General features: G+C 53.6%; 17 protein-coding genes. 7 read left to right on the top strand and 10 right to left on the bottom strand.

The annotated features are described in order from the left end of the window. Window positions 1–81: 81 nt before the first annotated feature. Window positions 82–1161: a coiled-coil domain-containing protein gene (locus AC2FNV_RS03910; RefSeq protein ID WP_170474327.1), complete on the bottom strand. Its 1080-nt coding sequence runs from the start codon at window positions 1159–1161 to the stop codon at window positions 82–84. 271 nt (window positions 1162–1432) lie between these two features. Here AC2FNV_RS03910 and AC2FNV_RS03905 point away from each other — a divergent pair, with 271 nt between their 5' ends. Next, window positions 1433–3616, top strand: a complete 2184-nt coding sequence (locus tag AC2FNV_RS03905; protein ID WP_496772463.1) for an esterase-like activity of phytase family protein — start codon at window positions 1433–1435, stop codon at window positions 3614–3616. 131 nt (window positions 3617–3747) lie between these two features. Further along, window positions 3748–5277, top strand: a complete 1530-nt coding sequence (locus AC2FNV_RS03900; RefSeq protein WP_496772461.1) for a trimethylamine methyltransferase family protein — start codon at window positions 3748–3750, stop codon at window positions 5275–5277. Between the two features lie 131 nt (window positions 5278–5408). Here the strand turns inward: AC2FNV_RS03900 and AC2FNV_RS03895 are convergent, their stop codons facing one another. The 6 genes from AC2FNV_RS03895 to AC2FNV_RS03870 form a co-directional block, all read right to left on the bottom strand. Continuing rightward, window positions 5409–5876: an Hsp20 family protein gene (locus tag AC2FNV_RS03895; RefSeq protein WP_170474319.1), complete on the bottom strand. Its 468-nt coding sequence runs from the start codon at window positions 5874–5876 to the stop codon at window positions 5409–5411. A gap of 125 nt (window positions 5877–6001) precedes the next feature. Then, window positions 6002–6820 (bottom strand): trypsin-like serine peptidase, encoded by an 819-nt coding sequence (locus AC2FNV_RS03890; protein ID WP_170607451.1) that lies wholly within the window; start codon window positions 6818–6820, stop codon window positions 6002–6004. After that, the gene (locus AC2FNV_RS03885) at window positions 6817–7608 is read right to left on the bottom strand and encodes a trypsin-like serine peptidase (RefSeq protein ID WP_367648200.1); all 792 of its coding nucleotides are present in this window, start codon (window positions 7606–7608) and stop codon (window positions 6817–6819) included. The genes AC2FNV_RS03890 and AC2FNV_RS03885 overlap by 4 nt, the downstream gene beginning before the upstream one ends. Window positions 7609–7726: 118 nt before the next feature. Further along, window positions 7727–9049, bottom strand: coding sequence for a glycolate oxidase subunit GlcF (gene glcF, locus AC2FNV_RS03880; protein WP_170607449.1), 1323 nt, complete (start codon window positions 9047–9049; stop codon window positions 7727–7729). A 4-nt stretch (window positions 9050–9053) separates the two neighbouring features. Further along, complete coding sequence (gene glcE / locus AC2FNV_RS03875) at window positions 9054–10154, bottom strand: glycolate oxidase subunit GlcE (RefSeq protein WP_170607447.1); 1101 nt, start codon at window positions 10152–10154, stop codon at window positions 9054–9056. A 25-nt stretch (window positions 10155–10179) separates the two neighbouring features. After that, the gene (locus tag AC2FNV_RS03870) at window positions 10180–11628 is read right to left on the bottom strand and encodes an FAD-linked oxidase C-terminal domain-containing protein (RefSeq protein WP_170607445.1); all 1449 of its coding nucleotides are present in this window, start codon (window positions 11626–11628) and stop codon (window positions 10180–10182) included. An 81-nt stretch (window positions 11629–11709) separates the two neighbouring features. Between AC2FNV_RS03870 and AC2FNV_RS03865 the strand changes: the two genes are divergently transcribed. Then, window positions 11710–12420: a DUF599 domain-containing protein gene (locus tag AC2FNV_RS03865; RefSeq protein WP_170607443.1), complete on the top strand. Its 711-nt coding sequence runs from the start codon at window positions 11710–11712 to the stop codon at window positions 12418–12420. A gap of 35 nt (window positions 12421–12455) precedes the next feature. After that, a complete protein-coding gene (locus tag AC2FNV_RS03860; RefSeq protein ID WP_170607441.1) occupies window positions 12456–12803 on the top strand; it encodes a hypothetical protein in 348 nt (115 codons plus the stop codon). Between the two features lie 2 nt (window positions 12804–12805). On the opposite strand, the gene AC2FNV_RS03855 is transcribed toward AC2FNV_RS03860, so the two are convergent. From AC2FNV_RS03855 to rsfS, 3 genes are read right to left on the bottom strand one after another with little or no spacing between them, the layout of a single operon-like run. Next, window positions 12806–13291, bottom strand: coding sequence for a flavodoxin family protein (locus AC2FNV_RS03855; RefSeq protein ID WP_170474296.1), 486 nt, complete (start codon window positions 13289–13291; stop codon window positions 12806–12808). 1 nt (window position 13292) lies between these two features. Then, a complete protein-coding gene (gene rlmH, locus AC2FNV_RS03850) occupies window positions 13293–13763 on the bottom strand; it encodes a 23S rRNA (pseudouridine(1915)-N(3))-methyltransferase RlmH (protein ID WP_170607439.1) in 471 nt (156 codons plus the stop codon). A gap of 44 nt (window positions 13764–13807) precedes the next feature. Continuing rightward, entirely contained in the window at window positions 13808–14167 is a 360-nt protein-coding gene (gene rsfS / locus AC2FNV_RS03845) for a ribosome silencing factor (RefSeq protein WP_170607437.1), read from the bottom strand. Between the two features lie 380 nt (window positions 14168–14547). Here rsfS and leuC point away from each other — a divergent pair, with 380 nt between their 5' ends. The 3 genes from leuC to leuD are packed head-to-tail and all read left to right on the top strand — an operon-like array spanning window position 14548 to window position 17189. Beyond that, complete coding sequence (leuC, locus tag AC2FNV_RS03840; protein WP_170607435.1) at window positions 14548–15951, top strand: 3-isopropylmalate dehydratase large subunit; 1404 nt, start codon at window positions 14548–14550, stop codon at window positions 15949–15951. 38 nt (window positions 15952–15989) lie between these two features. Further along, window positions 15990–16541 (top strand): HdeD family acid-resistance protein, encoded by a 552-nt coding sequence (locus AC2FNV_RS03835; RefSeq protein WP_170474282.1) that lies wholly within the window; start codon window positions 15990–15992, stop codon window positions 16539–16541. Window positions 16542–16583: 42 nt separating this feature from the next. Then, window positions 16584–17189, top strand: coding sequence for a 3-isopropylmalate dehydratase small subunit (gene leuD, locus AC2FNV_RS03830; RefSeq protein ID WP_170474279.1), 606 nt, complete (start codon window positions 16584–16586; stop codon window positions 17187–17189). The last annotated feature ends 119 nt before the right edge of the window (window positions 17190–17308 follow it).

Below are 17308 nucleotides of genomic sequence, written 5' to 3'. Positions count from 1 at the left end.
ATGCACACGGATCAAGGTTATAGGCGTAAATCCCAAGTCCAAGACCAATCATGACAAATAGGTAAGATCGGACACGAAAACTCATCCGCCATACAAATTCTTATCATGCTTCTCGACAATCGACGCGAACCGGCGCGCGAACCTCTCATCCGCTTTGGCCTTTTTTTCCAGCACGTCGCGGGCAAAGACCATGTGATCCTCATGCGCCTCAAGCATGTCCGCCATTTTCTGGTTGGTCGCGGTGCCGATGGCGGCCATGGCGGTTTGCGCCTCCTGGTCGGTCTGCACGCCGATCTCGTTGATGCGGTGGGCCACGTCCTGCTGCTGTGCCGTTTTCAATGATTTGCTAAGCGCGTCGTAGAGCACCACACGCTGCTGGGTATCTGTCTGCAGTTTGTTGATCAGAACCATCTGCGTTGCCGCCTGGTTCTGTAGCGAGTCGACCCAGGTTTTACCCTTTTCGATATAGCGTTCGAGCGTCTGAGATTTGGCCAGTTTGACCTGTTCTTCCTGAACCTTGGCGTTGTATTGTGTGTTCAACTCGGCCAATTCGGTTTCCAATTGGGTGCGCGCGGCGGCGTCCTGTTCGACGCTGATCTTATTTTCAAGTGTGATGATGGTTGGGTCCATGCCTTGAATCTCAGCGCGCAGCGCTTCTAGCTCTGCCACCGTTGCTTCCCGGTCGTCCAGAGTACCGGTCAGATTTCCCTCGACCTTCACACGTTGCTCTTCCAAAACGGCCAACTGCCCTTCCAGCAGCTTTACAATCACGTCTGATTTGGCGATCAGGTCTTGCAACTTGTCGTCGATGTTGGCAGTGCGCATACGCTCTTGTCGCATCGAGTCAGATTTTCCCTTTGAGAAAACTCCGACAAAAGACTCCCATCCTGTCTTCGAGCGCATTTCGTCGAAATCCTTCGAGAAAGCATTGGTGACGTCATCCAAACCCATAATCAGCTCGGCGATATTGGCATTCATCACCTCTGTGTGCGCATGAACATCTTCAAGCGTAGCATTTTCGATGTCGATGTCTGCCTCGGCAGTACCAATCTTGGCGCGCGCAGCTTCGATACGTGAGGTCAATCCTTCAATCTGCGATTGGCTTTCGCGTACCTTCTGCTGTGTTTCCTGAATCAACGCTTCGAATTGATCGTTCGACATCTGTTCTGTCCCTATTTTTTCTTATTCATCCAATAAGATAGGCAATGTTACACGCTTTTACATCCCCTTGGATGCTAAATTCCCGCAAAGATTGGCAAATTCTGGAAAGAAAAGATAGATGGGACAACTCTAGCGCGAGCTTTTTGCCCGCGTTCGGTTCGATGATTAGACCCGCTTGCCAATCTTGTCATCAAACTGATTCAAAACCGTCACAAGCCCGCAATAAACCCCGTTCATCCCACTTGCGTCCAAGTGAGAGAGGATCCCACCTATGCTATTGCGCTTTGTCTGCCTGACATCTGCCCTGGCCCTGACCACAGGTCAGGCCTGGGCCGAGATGAACTTCAATCGAATTGCATCCTTCCCTGTGGTCAAGAACATGGCCGAAGGTGCCGACACTGACCGCGAAACGTCACCTGAGATCATAGCGGCAACCGCTGATGGTATGACGCTGGTTTATACTGACAGCCCGCTTGGTGTTATCGGTATGGTAGACATCACCGACCCGGCCAACCCAGCCCCTTTAGGCAGCATGGAAGTTGGCGGCGAGCCCACATCAGTTGGCATCATTGGCGGTACAGGCTTTGTGGGTGTGAACACGTCGGAAAGCTACATGGCGCCGTCTGGTAAGCTGATTTCGGTCGATATCGCCGAAAAAACTGAAACCGGTGCATGTGACCTGGGCGGTCAACCCGACAGCATCGCAATTGCTCCCGATGGGAGTTTTGTGGCCGTTGCGATCGAAAATGAGCGCGACGAGGACCTGAACGATGGCGTGATTCCACAGTTGCCTGCCGGCAACCTGGCTCTGGTCCCGGTAATTGACGGTGCGCTGGATTGTGCCGGAATGAAAATTGCAGATTTGACAGGTCTTGCCGAGGTCGCACCGAGCGACCCCGAGCCCGAGTTCGTCGACATCAATAATCTTGGTGAAACCGTCGTCACCTTGCAGGAAAACAACCACATCGCGGTTGTCGGCAAGAACGGCAACGTGGTCAGCCATTTCTCGGCAGGCAGCGTGGACCTTGAAGGCATTGACGCGACCGATGAGCGCGGCGCGCTGATCTTCACTGAAAGCCAGCCGGGTCGCCTGCGTGAGCCTGACGCGGTCAAATGGATCGACGACGATCACTTCGCAACCGCCAATGAAGGTGACTACGAAGGTGGTTCTCGCGGTTGGACCATTTTCAACAAGGACGGCACCGTTGTTTACGAAAACGGCACCGAATTCGAAAAGGCCATCATCCAGATCGGTCATTATCCGGACAAGCGCTCGGACAGTAAGGGTGTTGAACCTGAAAGCGTGACCGCTGCGACCTTTGGCGGCATGCCAATGATCTTCGTTGGGGCCGAGCGCGCTTCGGTCGTCGGAGTATATGATGCGACCGACCCGGCCAATCCGGTTCTGAAGCAATTGTTGCCTTCGGGAGTGGGTCCGGAAGGCTATGTCGCAATCCCCGAACGCAACCTGCTGATTTCGGCCAACGAAAAAGATCTTATCGAAGATGGTGGCCCACGCGCGCATGTCTCGATCTTTGAATATCAAGACGCCCCCGCATCTTATCCGCATCTGACGTCAGAAGGTACGGACGAGTTGATCGGATGGGGTGCTCTATCCGGTCTGGTCGCCGATGAGGACGGCATGATCTATGCGGTCAATGACAGCTTTTATGGCTTCCAACCGTCGATCTTCAAGATTGACCCGAGCCAGACACCGGCCCGTATCGTCGATGTGATCCGCATCCATCGTCAGGACGGCAACCCGGCTCAGAAACTAGACCTTGAAGGCATCACTCTGGACGGAGAGGGTGGCTTTTACGTGGCATCCGAAGGCCGCACCGACCGAGTTATCCCGCACGCGATCTATCACGTGTCATCAAAAGGCGAAATCAAAGACCGAAAGGGTGAAATAGGCTTGCCGCCCGAACTGATGGCTGTTGAAAAGCGCTTTGGTTTCGAAGGCATCACCAAGGTAGGTGACACCCTATGGATGGCCGTTCAGCGAGAGTGGAAAGACGATCCTGAAAACCATGTGAAACTTGTGGCCTATAATCTGGACAGCAAGGAATGGGGCGCTGTGCACTATCCTAAGGCCGAACCAGAAAAGGGCTGGGTCGGCCTTTCCGAAATCGTTGCACACGGTGACCATGTTTACGTAATTGAACGCGACAACCAGCATGACCATCGGGCAGTTACCAAGAAAGTCTATCGTATCCCGCTTGCTGACATGACCCCTGCCCCGCTGGGTGGTGAGCTGCCCGTAGTCAGCAAACAAGAAGTCCGCGACCTGTTGCCGGATGTGACTTCGACCGGAGGGTACGTTTTGGACAAGATCGAAGGTCTGGCCATACTACCCTCGGGCGAGGCGTTCGTTATGACCGATAATGACGGTGTCGACGATGCATCGGGCGAAACGATGTTCTGGACTATCGGGGCCGTGACGGCTGGAAACTGAATATCCCAAACCCATGACAAGGCCCCGCGTTCATTTGCGCGGGGCTTTTTGCACAGCTACTTAACGCAAAAAACATTTGGAAAAACACGCCACCTTCTGTGTAGTTGCTTCATGAGAAAGCAGGAGGGCTGATGGCTGAAACGCATCGTCGAACCAAGAAAAGAGGCGGTCGCGAAACGCGGTTAGCGAAACGTGCGGCTAAGCCAGAGGTTAACCCATGCCCACCCGGTCAGACCGGAGGTATGTACCAACCTCTGTCGCACAAAGACATAACGGCAATTTATGAAACTGCGCTGAAACTCCTTGAACATCTTGGCATGGGCGAAGTCCCCGAGCGCTTGGCTGCAGATCTGAAAAACGTCGGAGCGAAGGATCGGGGCGACGGACGCATCTTGCTACCCTCTGCGCTTGTCGAGGAGTCCATCAGCAACGCGGCAAAGACATTTACCCTGCATGGAAAAGATAGGACGCGATCGATAGAGGTGGGAGGAGAACGCGTTTACTTTGGAACTGGCGGCGCCGCAGTTCAAACTTTGGATTTGAACACGGGACTGTACCGCCCTTCAACCCTTACAGATCTTCATGACTTTACACGCCTGCAGGATACGCTTGCCAATGTGGCGTGGTTCACCAGATGCTGCATCGCGACCGATTTACCAGACACTTACGATTTAGACGTCAACACGGTCTATGCCCTCTTGAAGAACACGACCAAACCTATCGGGACCGCTTTTACGCATGCCACTCATGTCGCTCCTATCATGGGGATGCTGGACATTTCCGCTGGTGGACTTTCAACATTTGAAGAAAAGCCTTTTATGAAGGCGCATATTAGCCCGGTGATTTCTCCAATGCGGTTCGGGGCGGACGCGGTAGATGTGGTATATGAGTGTATTGCCCACAATATCCCCGTATCCTGCATCACCGCAGCGCAAGCTGGGGCAACTGCGCCTGCGACATTGGCTGGATTTCTTGCACAGTCGCTGGCAGAGACGCTGGCAAGTTTAGTTATGGTCAATGTAATACGACCCGGCTTTCCAATGATATTTTCCAATTGGCCTTTTGTAATCGACCTGCGAACCGGTGCATTTTCTGGCGGGAGTGGCGAAACGGCACTCCTCAATGCTGCATCGGCGCAACTGTCAAACTGGCTTGGTTTACCTTCCGGAGTCGCAAGCTCGATGACCGACGCCAAGGCGATTGACGCGCAATATGGCAGCGAAAAAGGCGTGACTGCACTGGCTACGGCATTGGCCGGAGGGAACCTGATATATGAAAGTTCAGGTATGACGGCCTCGTTGCTTGGAGCCAGCTTCGAAGCTTTCATCCTTGACGATGAAATGCATTCCGGAATTTATCGTGCTCTTCGAGGTGTCGAGGTCACAGAGAACAATCTGGGATTCGACGCAATTGTCGAGGCGGTACTTGGCGATGGTCACTTTCTTGGAGGCCCTCAAACCCTCGCCGCAATGGAGCGGGATTATTTTTATCCTTCAATTGCGGATCGAAGCGAACCCCGGGTCTGGGCTGATAGCGGAGCACCAGACACATGGGCCGCTGCTAATAATCGTGCGCGTGAAATTCTAAAAGAGTATCACCCAAACTATCTAGACGCACAGCAAGAGGATGCGATCCGCGCACGGTTCAACATAATACATTGAGTTAAATTAGGCTCAGCGCCTGCAGTTTCGACGAACATGTCTTTAACAACACAGCCCCGCGCCTGGAGGAACGCGGGGCGTATTGTGCGATAGTTCTTATAGGCTGGACTATCGCAAGGTGGTCTATGGCCTTAGTTAACTGCTTTGGCGTCGACCACGTCCTTTTCGATTGCATTTGCCGAGGAAATCTCGATCCGACGCGGCTTAAGCGCCTCTGGAACTTCGCGCTTAAGGTCGATGTTCAGCATTCCGTTCTCATGGCTTGCTCCGGTGACGCGCACATGATCGGCCAATGCAAAGCGTCTCTGGAACCCGCGGGTCGCAATACCACGGTGTAGATAGCTGCGCTCTTTGTCGTCAGCGGCTTTTTTGCCAGCCACGATCAAGGCATTTTCCTTTACCTCGACGGACAAGTCGCTTTCGGCGAAGCCTGCGACAGCAATCGAAATCCGATATGTGTCGGCGTCTGTTTTTTCAATGTTGTAAGGCGGGTAGCTGGGTTGTGCCACGTCATTGGTCAATACCCGATCCATCATATCCGCGATCTGGTCAAACCCAACAGTCGCACGGTGAAGCGGTGCAAAATCAAAACTACGCATGTGTCGTTATCCTCATCTTTGAGCGATTTACGATTTCTTGCCCTCCTATCGGACGAGCAAAGGTGAATTACGGACCCCTTTCAGGCGATCCGATACAGTTCACATGGGTAGGCAATTAGCGCAGTTCAAGACCCATCAGAGCTGATGAATTTCGCGCCAGACGTGGACCTGTTCGATCCTGGTTGTATTCTTCGGATCGTGACCGCCGGACGTGGGGCGTCTCTGTGCAAGATTGCCTTCAGTTCGGGCACAATTTCGGACAATTCCATCCCGTAGCCAACTTTCCTACGCCCGTCAGACCCGACTGCGGACACGACTGAAAGAATTTGCCAACGCGGACCGCTTTTAGCAAGGATGGCCGACCCGGACGATCCAAGAGTAACATCGCAGTTAAAACTGATTATTCCCTGCCCACGTTGCAGGATGCGGCAGGAACGTTGGCGAGTAATAGCCTCTGTCCGACCGCGTCCATAAGACGCGACACTTATCTCAGTTCCCGACAGCCGCCCACTGTGCAGGGCAAAAGGATTAGCGATTGAATAAGGTATCGGCTCTTCCAACCGCATCAGTGCCACATCACGGCGGACGCGACGAGCGGAAACCGGGTTATTAGCGACAAAGTCGGAGGGGGCAGCGATCTGAACAACCTTGCGATCAGCAAGCGATCTGCCATCGCTTAGCCCTGCGCGAAATGTTAACACACCGGGCGCATACGGCTCGCCTGTAGCTTTGTCCAAGGCGCAATGTGCTGCAGTCAGCACCAAATCTTGCGCTATCAATGTTGCCGTGCAGAACCCCTGTTCACCAATGTCTAATCTCCCGACTGCCTCCCAACCGTAAAGGTCATCGCGATCCGTCAAACGACGTTGGTTGCCAGTCTGTGCTTGAACAATTGACGCCGTAACTACCAGGCAAATTGCTGTTTTTAATAGAAGCCGTTTCACGGTTTCAAGAATCTCGCGCCTACGTTTTTCCCTGCACTTCCGGCACCGGATGCGGATGTATGCCCGCGACCTTCAGTTAATTCGACCTGCAACATTTCCAGTGACTCTTCCAACGCCGCGCCCAATGCCACACGGCTTCCTTCCAACTCGGCCTTGGCCGAGACCACGGAAACGATCCGGGGTTGATCCCCCTCAAATGAAAAGATTGGCGCGCCCGAAGCTCCAAAATCGACGTTGCAGGACATAACCAAAACGCCTGACTGTCGCGCCACAACGGAACACACTTCTTGCAAGGACGGTGCTTCTGCACGGTCATGAGCGTAAGACACGACACCTACATCTTCGCCGCGGGATGGTCTGCTGCCAGTTTCGAATGGTATCACCGAGGTGTTCCGGATTGGCTGCCAAAGCTCGATCAAAGCGATGTCATGACGGACTCGATCAGCCGTGGCGTCAGAGTCGTACTGATAGCGGGGGTGAATGACAATCTGTCGCGCGGCGCGATAGGCAGAAGCATAGCCAAGCCGCCATCCCGCCAGAAATTCGATCCGCGCTGGATCTATGCGTTTACGCGTGGATTTGTCGTACAGGCAATGGGCTGCAGTTAGTACCAGAGTAGGAGATATCAACGCCCCGGTGCAAAACCCTGTTCCATCGATGTCCAGTCGACCGACGGCCATCCATTGCCGTCCGGCGTCCGTAGTTTTCAGGCTTTTGAGCCCGGAATCCTGTGCAGCTGTCGCTGCAGGCAGAATGCCCATTACTAAGGCAACTATCCAATTTCGCACGCTTTACTCCGGTCTTGTGTCCGACCAAAGGTCATACGCGCCGCGTAAGGCGAAAATAGGGCAATCACTGCACCCAGAGTTTCGGCTGAATACTGATGCGAGAATAACGCATGTGAATTTAGCGCAACATTGGTACGGATGCTGCCGCTGCGGAACCCGCGTGCAATTTTCGCGGCATGGGACCACCAGTCGCCCAATCCAAAAGTTCAATCGTATGAACGACAGGCACTTCTGTCCCTGATCCGATCTGCATCATGCATCCGATATTTCCAGCGGCGATGACGTCTGGCTTCGTAGCCTCCAGCGTGCGGACTTTGCGGTCCTTCAATTTTGCGGAAATCACGGGTTGCATCAGGTTGTAAGTTCCTGCTGACCCGCAACAAAGATGGCTGTCAGCAGGCTCTAACACAGTGAATCCTGCTGTTTGTAGCAACTCTTTTGGAAACGACTTGATCTTTTGTCCGTGCTGTAGGGAGCACGCGGCATGATAAGCCACCGAAATAGGTTTGGCGTCACACTCCGGCAGGTCAAGTTGAGTCAGCAACTCACTTACGTCCATCGCAATTCTTGATACGCGCTCAGCGTCTTGAGCTAGCGCGTCGTTGCGGAACATGTGGGTGTAATCCTTAACCGTAGTCCCGCAGCCAGACGTATTGATGACAATAGCGTCCAAACCCTTGTCATCCATTTCGCGCACCCAGGCACGAATATTGGCTGCCGCCGAAGCATGGCTTTCTTTTGACTTACCCATGTGATGGGTCAGAGCACCACAGCATCCCGCACCTTCGGCGATCACGACTTCGCAGCCCAACCGGGTCAACAATCGGATCGTGGCGTCGTTTATATCTGTGTTCAATGCTTTCTGTGCGCATCCGGTCATCAAGGCCACACGTTTTTTACGGTCCCCCGTTGGTTGAAAACTTTGCGGGTCGTCATTGCGGCTGACTGGTGGAATGTGCTTGGGGGCCATATCCAGCATCGCGCGCAGCCGGGCATCAGGCATTAGAAACCTAAATGGTCGCCCCAGTTTGGCGCCGATCAGCGCCCAACGAAACCGCATTGGGTATGGCAAAATTCGCGACAGAACCCATCGCAAAGCACGATCCGTTATGGGACGCTTGTACTTTTTTTCAATGTACTCACGCGCATGATCGACCAGATGCGTATAATGCACGCCGGATGGACAGGTCGTCATGCAAGCAAGGCAAGATAGACACCGATCGATATGCTTGACGGTCTTTTCGTCTGGCACACGCTCATTTTCCAGCATGTCCTTAATCAGGTAGATGCGCCCGCGAGGGCTGTCCAGCTCGTCCCCCAAAACTTGATATGTTGGGCAGGTCGCAGTGCAAAATCCGCAATGCACACAATTGCGCAGTATTTCATTGGACCGCTGATTGGCCGGATCCTGCAACTGTTTTTCGGTGAAATGCGTCTGCATCGCGTTACCCCATCATCCCCGGATTGAATATACCCCGCGGATCGAATTTCTTCCTGATTCCTTTAGTTAGAGCCGAAATTGCAGCGTTTTCCGGCTGAAAACGACCAAGGGAATCGAACGTATCTAAATTAGCGCGCACCAGTGTTGCGTGACCTTGAAATCGATCCAGGCGAGCACGTATATCTGCTCCGCTTGGGACCAACGCCCAGATCAAGCCGCCGCCCCAATCAAGCAGAGTTTTTCTCGCCGCCAGATTTGCCACTATCTGCGGCGCGTCGCTGGGTTTAACTGATATGCGCCACACGTCGCCTTCCATTCCCCCGAACGTGTTTGCATCCCGAATTTCAGTCCAAAGCGCTTCTGAATTGCTGTTATCCGAGATATCGCCGAATTCGGCCAGCTCCACGCGTAGTTTTTCGCTCCGATAATCTACCGATTCACTAAAACCTTCAATTCTCAGGTATACTTGCCCCTGCTCCGGATCGTAGGCGGCACCACTTACTTCGAACGGAGAGCGCAAGGCCTTTGACATTGCCTGAATCGCCAAGTCCAAGTCGTTAGTTTGAATTGAAAGAGTAGCTGTTGTTTCAGGTTTTGGCAGAACTTTTAGCGATACTTCAGACAAAACACCCAATGTCCCCCACGATCCTGCCATCAGTTTCACCAGATCATACCCGGTGACATTTTTCATCACTCTTCCGCCGTTTTTTATGACCATTCCTTGTCCATTGACGAAACGGACACCAAGCAGAAAGTCCCGGCACGCTCCAGATTGTATTCTACGTGGTCCAGACACATTCGCTGCGACAACGCCGCCAATGGTCGGCTCCCCGGTTGTGCTCAATAATTCGCGATAATCTGCCGGTTCGAACGCAAGGTGCTGACCCTCTGCTGCGAGTTGTTTTTCGATCTGCGCGACCGGGGTTCCGGCCTGTGCTACCAAAGTCAGTGCACCGGGTTCGTAAAGTGTGATGCCGGACAGCCCTGTGGTACTCAATTCTGCATCGGGTTCAAGGATGCCACCTGTACCACCACCCACAATACGAACCGGTTCTTTGAGCCTGGACACGATTTCCGCCAGTTCGGCTTCAGTTTCAGGTTTCATAGCAAATCTTCTTTGTTAGAGCCTGTTATTCTGCCGCAATCTGTGCTTCGCGGCGGGCCTCGGAGACGCTCAAAGGGAACACTTTTGCCGGGTTGAGCAACCAACTTGGGTCAAACACGTCCTTGACCTGCATTTGGGCTTCCAGATCTTGCGGTGAATATTGATGGGTCATCAAGTCGCGTTTCTCGATGCCGACTCCGTGCTCACCGGTCAGGCACCCTCCTGCATCAACACATAGCTTCAGTATTTCCGCACCGAATTCCTCGCATTTCTCTAGATCACCGGGTTTGTTGGCATCAAAAAGGATCAACGGGTGCATATTGCCGTCGCCAGCATGAAACACGTTGCCGACGTCCAATCCATATTCCTCGCTCAGTTCCCCAATGCGGCGCAGCACATAAGGAAGGGAAGACACCGGAATTGTCCCATCCAGGCACATGTAATCATTGATCTGCCCCATAGCCCCAAAGGCAGACTTGCGACCGAGCCAGATCCGAGCACTTTCGTCCTCGGATTGGCTTTGGCGCAGCTCCACCGGGTTATGGCGCTTTGCGATTTCTATGATCTTGGAAAGCTGGCTGTCTATCTCGGCCTCTGACCCTTCAACTTCGACGATCAGCAGCGCTTCGCATTCGGGATAGCCCGCCTGCGCAAAGTTTTCGCAAGCCTCAATGCAAAGACGATCCATGAATTCGATCGCGACGGGCAGGATTCCGGACTTAATAATATCCGAAACGCACTGCCCAGCGACCTCGTTGTCGCTAAAGCCCATCAACACAGGTCGGGCGCCTTCGGGTTTGCGCAGTATCCTTAGTGTCGCTTCGGTTACCACACCCAACTGTCCTTCCGAACCGCAAATCAAACCCAACAGGTCCAATCCGCCTGCATCCAGATATGCGCCCCCGAATTCGACAACACTACCGTCCATCATAACCATGGTTACGCCCAACAGATTATTGGTCGTGACACCGTATTTCAGGCAATGCGCCCCGCCGGAGTTCATCGCAATATTTCCTGCTATAGCGCACGCCAATTGCGATGAGGGATCGGGCGCGTAGAAAAAGTCTTCTGCTTCAACTGCACCCGTTACGCTCAGATTTGTTCGGCCAGTCTGAACACGGATAAATCGGTTGTCATAGTCGGTTTCAAGAACCTCGTTCATCCGAGCGACCCCAAGGATAACGCAATCAGCCGTCGGCAATGCCCCACCAGCCAAAGAGGTCCCTGCTCCGCGAGGTACAACTGGTACTCCTTCTTGATGGCAAATGCGCAATACATCCGAAACTTCCTGAGTGTTCGACGGCAGTACTGCCAGCATTGGTGGGCACTTGTAGGCCGTTAAGGCATCGCATTCATAAGCGCGGGTTTCAGCCTCGTCGTGAATAATGGCGTCGGACGGTAAAACCTGTCGCAATCGCGCAAGAACCGTGTTCTTGCGCATCAGGATTTCAGGGTTTGGTTGAGGCATTTCCATGGCGATCCCTCCATTTGGTAAAATAATATTACCAATTTGAGTGACTGGCAAGTTACGATTTCCGGACGTACTGTCGCGGGTATGACTTGGATAGACAGGGCAATTTTGTTTTCCCCTTTGGACTATGCCGCCATTCTGTTTTTGCTGGGCGCTTGGTTGTGGATTGGCTGGAGGATCGAGCATCCTGCAGCGCATAAGCCATCCGTTTCGATGATGATGGATGATTTCCGTCGGAAGTGGATGCGGGAAATGGTAACGCGGCAACCCAGAATGTTTGACGCGCAGGTCGTCGGAACGATGCGGCAGGGCAGCACATTTTTCGCCTCGACCACCATGATCGCCATCGGCGGCGGAGTTGCATTGATGGGTAATACCGAACGCCTGGCGGGCGTCGCCAAAGATTTGGCAATCGGTAGTGCGCCGGCGGTGGTATGGGAAGTCAAGATATTGATCGTAATTCTTTTTTTGGCGAACGCATTTCTGAAATATGTGTGGGCACATCGCTTGTTTGGATACTGCGCCGTTCTGATGGCAGCCGTGCCGAACGATCCTGACAATTCCGAGGCCTACCCACGCGCGGCGCAGGCGGCCGAGATCTGCGTCACCGCCGCAAGAAGTTTCAATCGAGGTCTTCGTGTGACTTATTTTGCCCTAGGTGCACTAGCGTGGATACTTGGGCCGGTTGCGTTGATCGTCAGTTCGCTCATTACACTGGGCGTGTTGTATCGGCGTGAGTTCGTGTCGCATTCCCGGACTGTGTTAATGACCCGGCCCCCAAACACAGAGACGTGATTTCAACAGGCCCCGACAGGCCCTAAGGTTCGATCATGCGATATCTGATTCTCAGCCTTCTAATGACCGGTTCAGCTTTGGCCGATCCACCAACAATCGAGAACGTCTCGGCCGATCGCGACGGCGACACCTGGAGTTTCGACGTCACGATCAGGCATCCTGACACAGGCTGGGACCATTATGCCGATGGCTGGCGAATACTAGACATGCAAGGAAATGAGCTTGGTATTCGCGTATTGCATCACCCGCATGAGAATGAACAGCCGTTCACCCGTTCGCTCGGCGGTGTCGTCATTCCGGATGGCGTTTCGCAGGTGCAAGTACAGGCACGATGCAATGTTGATGGTTGGGGCGATGAAACCGTATTGGTGGCACTGAATTAAACTCAGAAAACCCCCATGCTTAAGCCGGCTGCTAACGCTGCCCCGATTTCGCGGCATTGCTCCAATTCATGCTCTGGAATTACCTTTTCGGCCTGTATGTCCTCGGGCGTTTGGGCATGGGTGCACAGGATCAAGGTTGGTTGGACTTGTTTCAGCCTCCAGCCTGTCGCAATCCTAGCCATTTGGCGGGCCGCGTTTTCACCATCCGAACCCGCACAAATCATCTGGGCATAAGGCCGCCCCTCGATTCGACCCAAAACAGGGTAATAACAGCGGTCAAAGAATTCTTTCATCAAACCTGAAATCGCCGCCAGATTCTCAGGCGCACAAAAGATATAACCATCGGATTGCAACAGATCGTCTGGCCCTGCTTGATCCGCTGATTTCAAAATGGTCTCAGTCTCTGCACGCGCGGCTTCTGCGGCAGCTTCAGCCATTTGGCGGCTGCCACCCGTGCGAGAATGGAAAACGATCAGCAGCTTCGCCATTTCAGATCCGGTGGTAAGGACCACCCGACAATATGTTGGCGGCCCTGTATAGTTGTTCGGATAACATCACACGGACCAACATATACGGCCAGACCATCGACCCGAAAGATATCGAAAAGTCCGCTTCATCCCGCAGATTAGAGTCTATTCCGTCAGCTCCGCCTATGATCAGCGCCAAATCCTGTCGACCAGCATCGCGCCAAGCACCTAGCTTCTTTGCAAATTCGGGTGATGATATCGTTTTGCCCCGTTCATCCAGCGTGCATAAAACCGCGTCCCTGGGAAGCGCCTTACGCAACAGTGCGGCTTCTGCGCCCACACCGGCATTCTTTTTGTCCTCAACTTCGACCACTCGCACCGGGCCCAAACCCAATGCGCGACCGGTTCGTTCAAAACGGGTCAGGTAGTCGTCAAGCAGTGACTTTTCCGGTCCGGGTCGCAAACGACCGACCGCAATAATGCTAATACGCATCTTTCTCTCGCCGTCGGCCTCTTAATAAAGGCCGGGATGGCGCCTCAGTTAGCCGAGGCGCTGCCGCTCTGGGGCAGCCACATCTTTTCCAGCTGATAGAATTCTCGTACCTCCGGGCGAAAGATATGGACAATCACATCGCCAGTATCGATCAGTACCCAATCGCCGGTATCTTTGCCTTCAACTTTGGATGTAAAACCGAATTCCTGCTTGATGCGATCCGTCAACTTTTCCGCAATAGCCGAAACCTGTCGGGTCGACCGCCCTGACGCGACCACCATGTGATCGGCCACAGATGACTTGCCTTGCAAGTTTATCTGCACGACGTCTTCGGCTTTGTCATCGGAAAGTGAGGATAGAATACGTTCAAGCAGCTTGTCGCTGATTGACTGAGAGTGGGCCATTACGCTGGCCCCTTCATCGGCGGGCAAACCCGCCTGAGTATGTAGAGACAGGACATTGTCCTCCTTTGCTACGCGCCTGCAAGCCCCGGCGCTGGGGTAGGTATAAGGTAACAAGCACCTTGTGACATTTCAATGAAGGCCCCTGGAAACTCGCAGAATTGTGCCTCAATAGCATCTTCAAGTGTGTGCTAAGACCTTGATAGACTCAGACAGTATCTATATCTGACCGATTATGAGACCTCATAAGGCCCCCAATATCGACCTGCAAGACCGTGCGCGTCTGCGTGAACGGTTCTTTGGGGCTGCCCGCACAGTTCTGGCCCGCCTATAGTCGCGCAGCCACTCGCCAGCTATTTCTCATTCAATACGGGAGAGGACCAATGTCCCCCAAAACACTCTATGACAAGATCTGGGATGCTCACGTCGCGCACGAGGCCGATGATGGCACCAGCCTTCTTTATATCGACCGCCACCTGGTGCACGAAGTCACCAGCCCACAAGCATTCGAGGGCCTGCGCATGGCCGGGCGCAAGGTACGCGCACCGGAAAAGACCATCGCCGTGCCGGACCACAATGTGCCAACCACGCCGGATCGAGCGAACGGGATCGAAAACCCAGAGTCCCGCATACAAGTCGAAGCGCTCGATAAAAACGCCAAGGATTTCGGCATTCATTACTATCCGGTACATGACGTCCGTCAGGGCATTGTCCACATAGTGGGCCCCGAGCAAGGATGGACTCTGCCGGGCATGACCGTTGTTTGCGGTGATAGCCATACCGCAACCCACGGTGCGTTCGGCGCACTGGCCCACGGTATCGGAACGTCTGAGGTAGAACATGTTCTGGCCACGCAGACTCTGATCCAGAAGAAGTCCAAGAACATGAAGGTAGAAATCACCGGCAAATTGCAGCTGGGCGTGACCGCCAAAGACATAACTCTGGCCGTGATTGGCGAGACTGGCACCGCTGGCGGCACAGGCTATGTCATCGAATACTGCGGCGAAGCAATCCGCGATCTGTCTATGGAAGGCCGAATGACTGTCTGCAACATGGCGATCGAAGGCGGTGCACGGGCCGGTCTGATTGCCCCGGATGAAACAACCTTTGAATACGTAAAAGGCCGCCCACATGCTCCTAAGGGCGCGCAGTGGGAAGCTGCGATGGACTGGTGGAAGACGCTTTATACAGACGAAGGCGCGCATTTCGACAAGGTTGTTACGCTTCGCGGCGAAGACATCGCGCCCGTCGTCACATGGGGAACCAGCCCAGAGGATGTATTGCCGATCACCGCCACTGTGCCCCACCCGGAGGACTTTGAAGGCGGTAAGGTTGATGCCGCCCGTCGTTCAATAGAATACATGGGTCTGGAAGCCGGTCAGAAACTGAGCGACGTGGAAATCGACACCGTCTTCATCGGGTCTTGTACGAATGGCAGGATCGAAGACCTTCGCGCTGCTGCTGAGATCCTTAAGGGCAAGAAGATCAAAGACGGGATGCGTGCAATGGTCGTACCGGGTTCGGGTCTTGTTCGCGCTCAGGCCGAAGAAGAAGGTCTGGCAGAGGTTTTCAAAGAGGCCGGTTTCGAATGGCGTCTGGCCGGATGTTCAATGTGCCTGGCCATGAACCCCGACCAGTTGCAACCAGGCGAACGTTGTGCGGCAACCTCGAACCGCAACTTTGAAGGCCGCCAAGGCCGAGGCGGACGCACACACTTGCTGAGCCCTGCGATGGCTGCCGCCGCAGCAATCACAGGACGGCTGACAGACGTTCGCGAATTGATGTAAGCTACCCTCATATCTAGATTTTTGAGGGAGAGACTGAAATGAGTGATTGGGTCAAATGGCTCTTGCTAGGGCTGCTATCCATAGTGTTCGGCATCTTTGTGCTGGGTGCCCCGTATGTCGCATCCATAACCGTAACTTTGGTTACCGGTATTCTTTTGCTGGTATCCGGCGCACTTCAGGTTGTCGGAGGGTTCACGGTAGAAGGGGCAGGTAATAAAATCCTGTCTTTTGTCATGGGTGCCGTCATGCTGTTTCTCGGGTGGTCGTTTCTGGACAACCCACTGGAAGGTACGCTGACATTAGCCACCGTAGTTCTGATACTTTTCATGGCAGGTGGCATAGCGCGGATCATTCTCTCATTTCAGATGCGAGGAACCCAGTTCTTCTGGCCAACACTGATCTCAGGCATCTTGTCGATCATACTTGCAGGTATCATCTGGTCTTATGCAGCAGCGGAACCGACTGTTCTATTGCGCCTGCTGGGCATTCTGCTGGGCATCGAGATGCTATTTAACGGTTTCGGTTTGGTCTTCATGGCGCTCTTCGTTAAGGGCGCACCCAACGAAACAACAGAAGCGAAAGAAGCTTAAACGCGGGGCACGGGGTCGGCCCTTTCCCGCAGGAGTGTGAAAATGGAAAAGTTTGACAAAGTCCACGGCGTGGCCGCCCCAATGCCACTGATCAATATCGACACAGATATGATCATTCCGAAAGTGCATCTAAAAACTATCAAACGGTCCGGCCTGGGGGTCGTCCTGTTTGACGAAATGCGATATCACGACAACGGGCAGGAGAACGAAGATTTCGTTCTAAACAAACCCGCTTACCGTGAATCCGAAATCCTGGTTGCAGGCGATAACTTCGGCTGCGGGTCATCTCGCGAACATGCGCCTTGGGCAATCAAAGACTTTGGCATCAAGGTTGTGATTTCGACCAGCTTTGCCGACATCTTCTTTAACAACTGCTTCAAGAACGGCATTCTTCCAATTGTTGTCGGGGAAGAGCATCATGCGATCCTGATGGAAGACGCGCATAAGGGTGAAAACGCTCGCATGACCGTTCACCTGGAAGATCAACAGATCACCACATCGGACGGTGTGGTTATCGAGTTTGAAGTCGACCCACATCGCAAGCATTGCCTGCTGAACGGACTGGACGATATCGGCCTGACGATGGAAAAAGACCACCACATCGATAAGTTCGAAGATCATGCAAGTCAGGCGCGTCCCTGGGTCTGACGCTGAAGACGATTCTGTGGATACTCAACCTATCGGGGTCGCTTTCGCGACCCCGTTCGTATTTTTGGGGTCGGCTGGCAAGCAACCACAACATGTAGAGAACGAATATTAATACACGT

The sequence above is a fragment of the Ruegeria sp. BHSA163 genome, assembly GCF_059613365.1.
The sequence above is the reverse complement of the archived record's forward strand: the minus strand, read 5'-3'. Positions and strand labels throughout refer to the sequence as shown.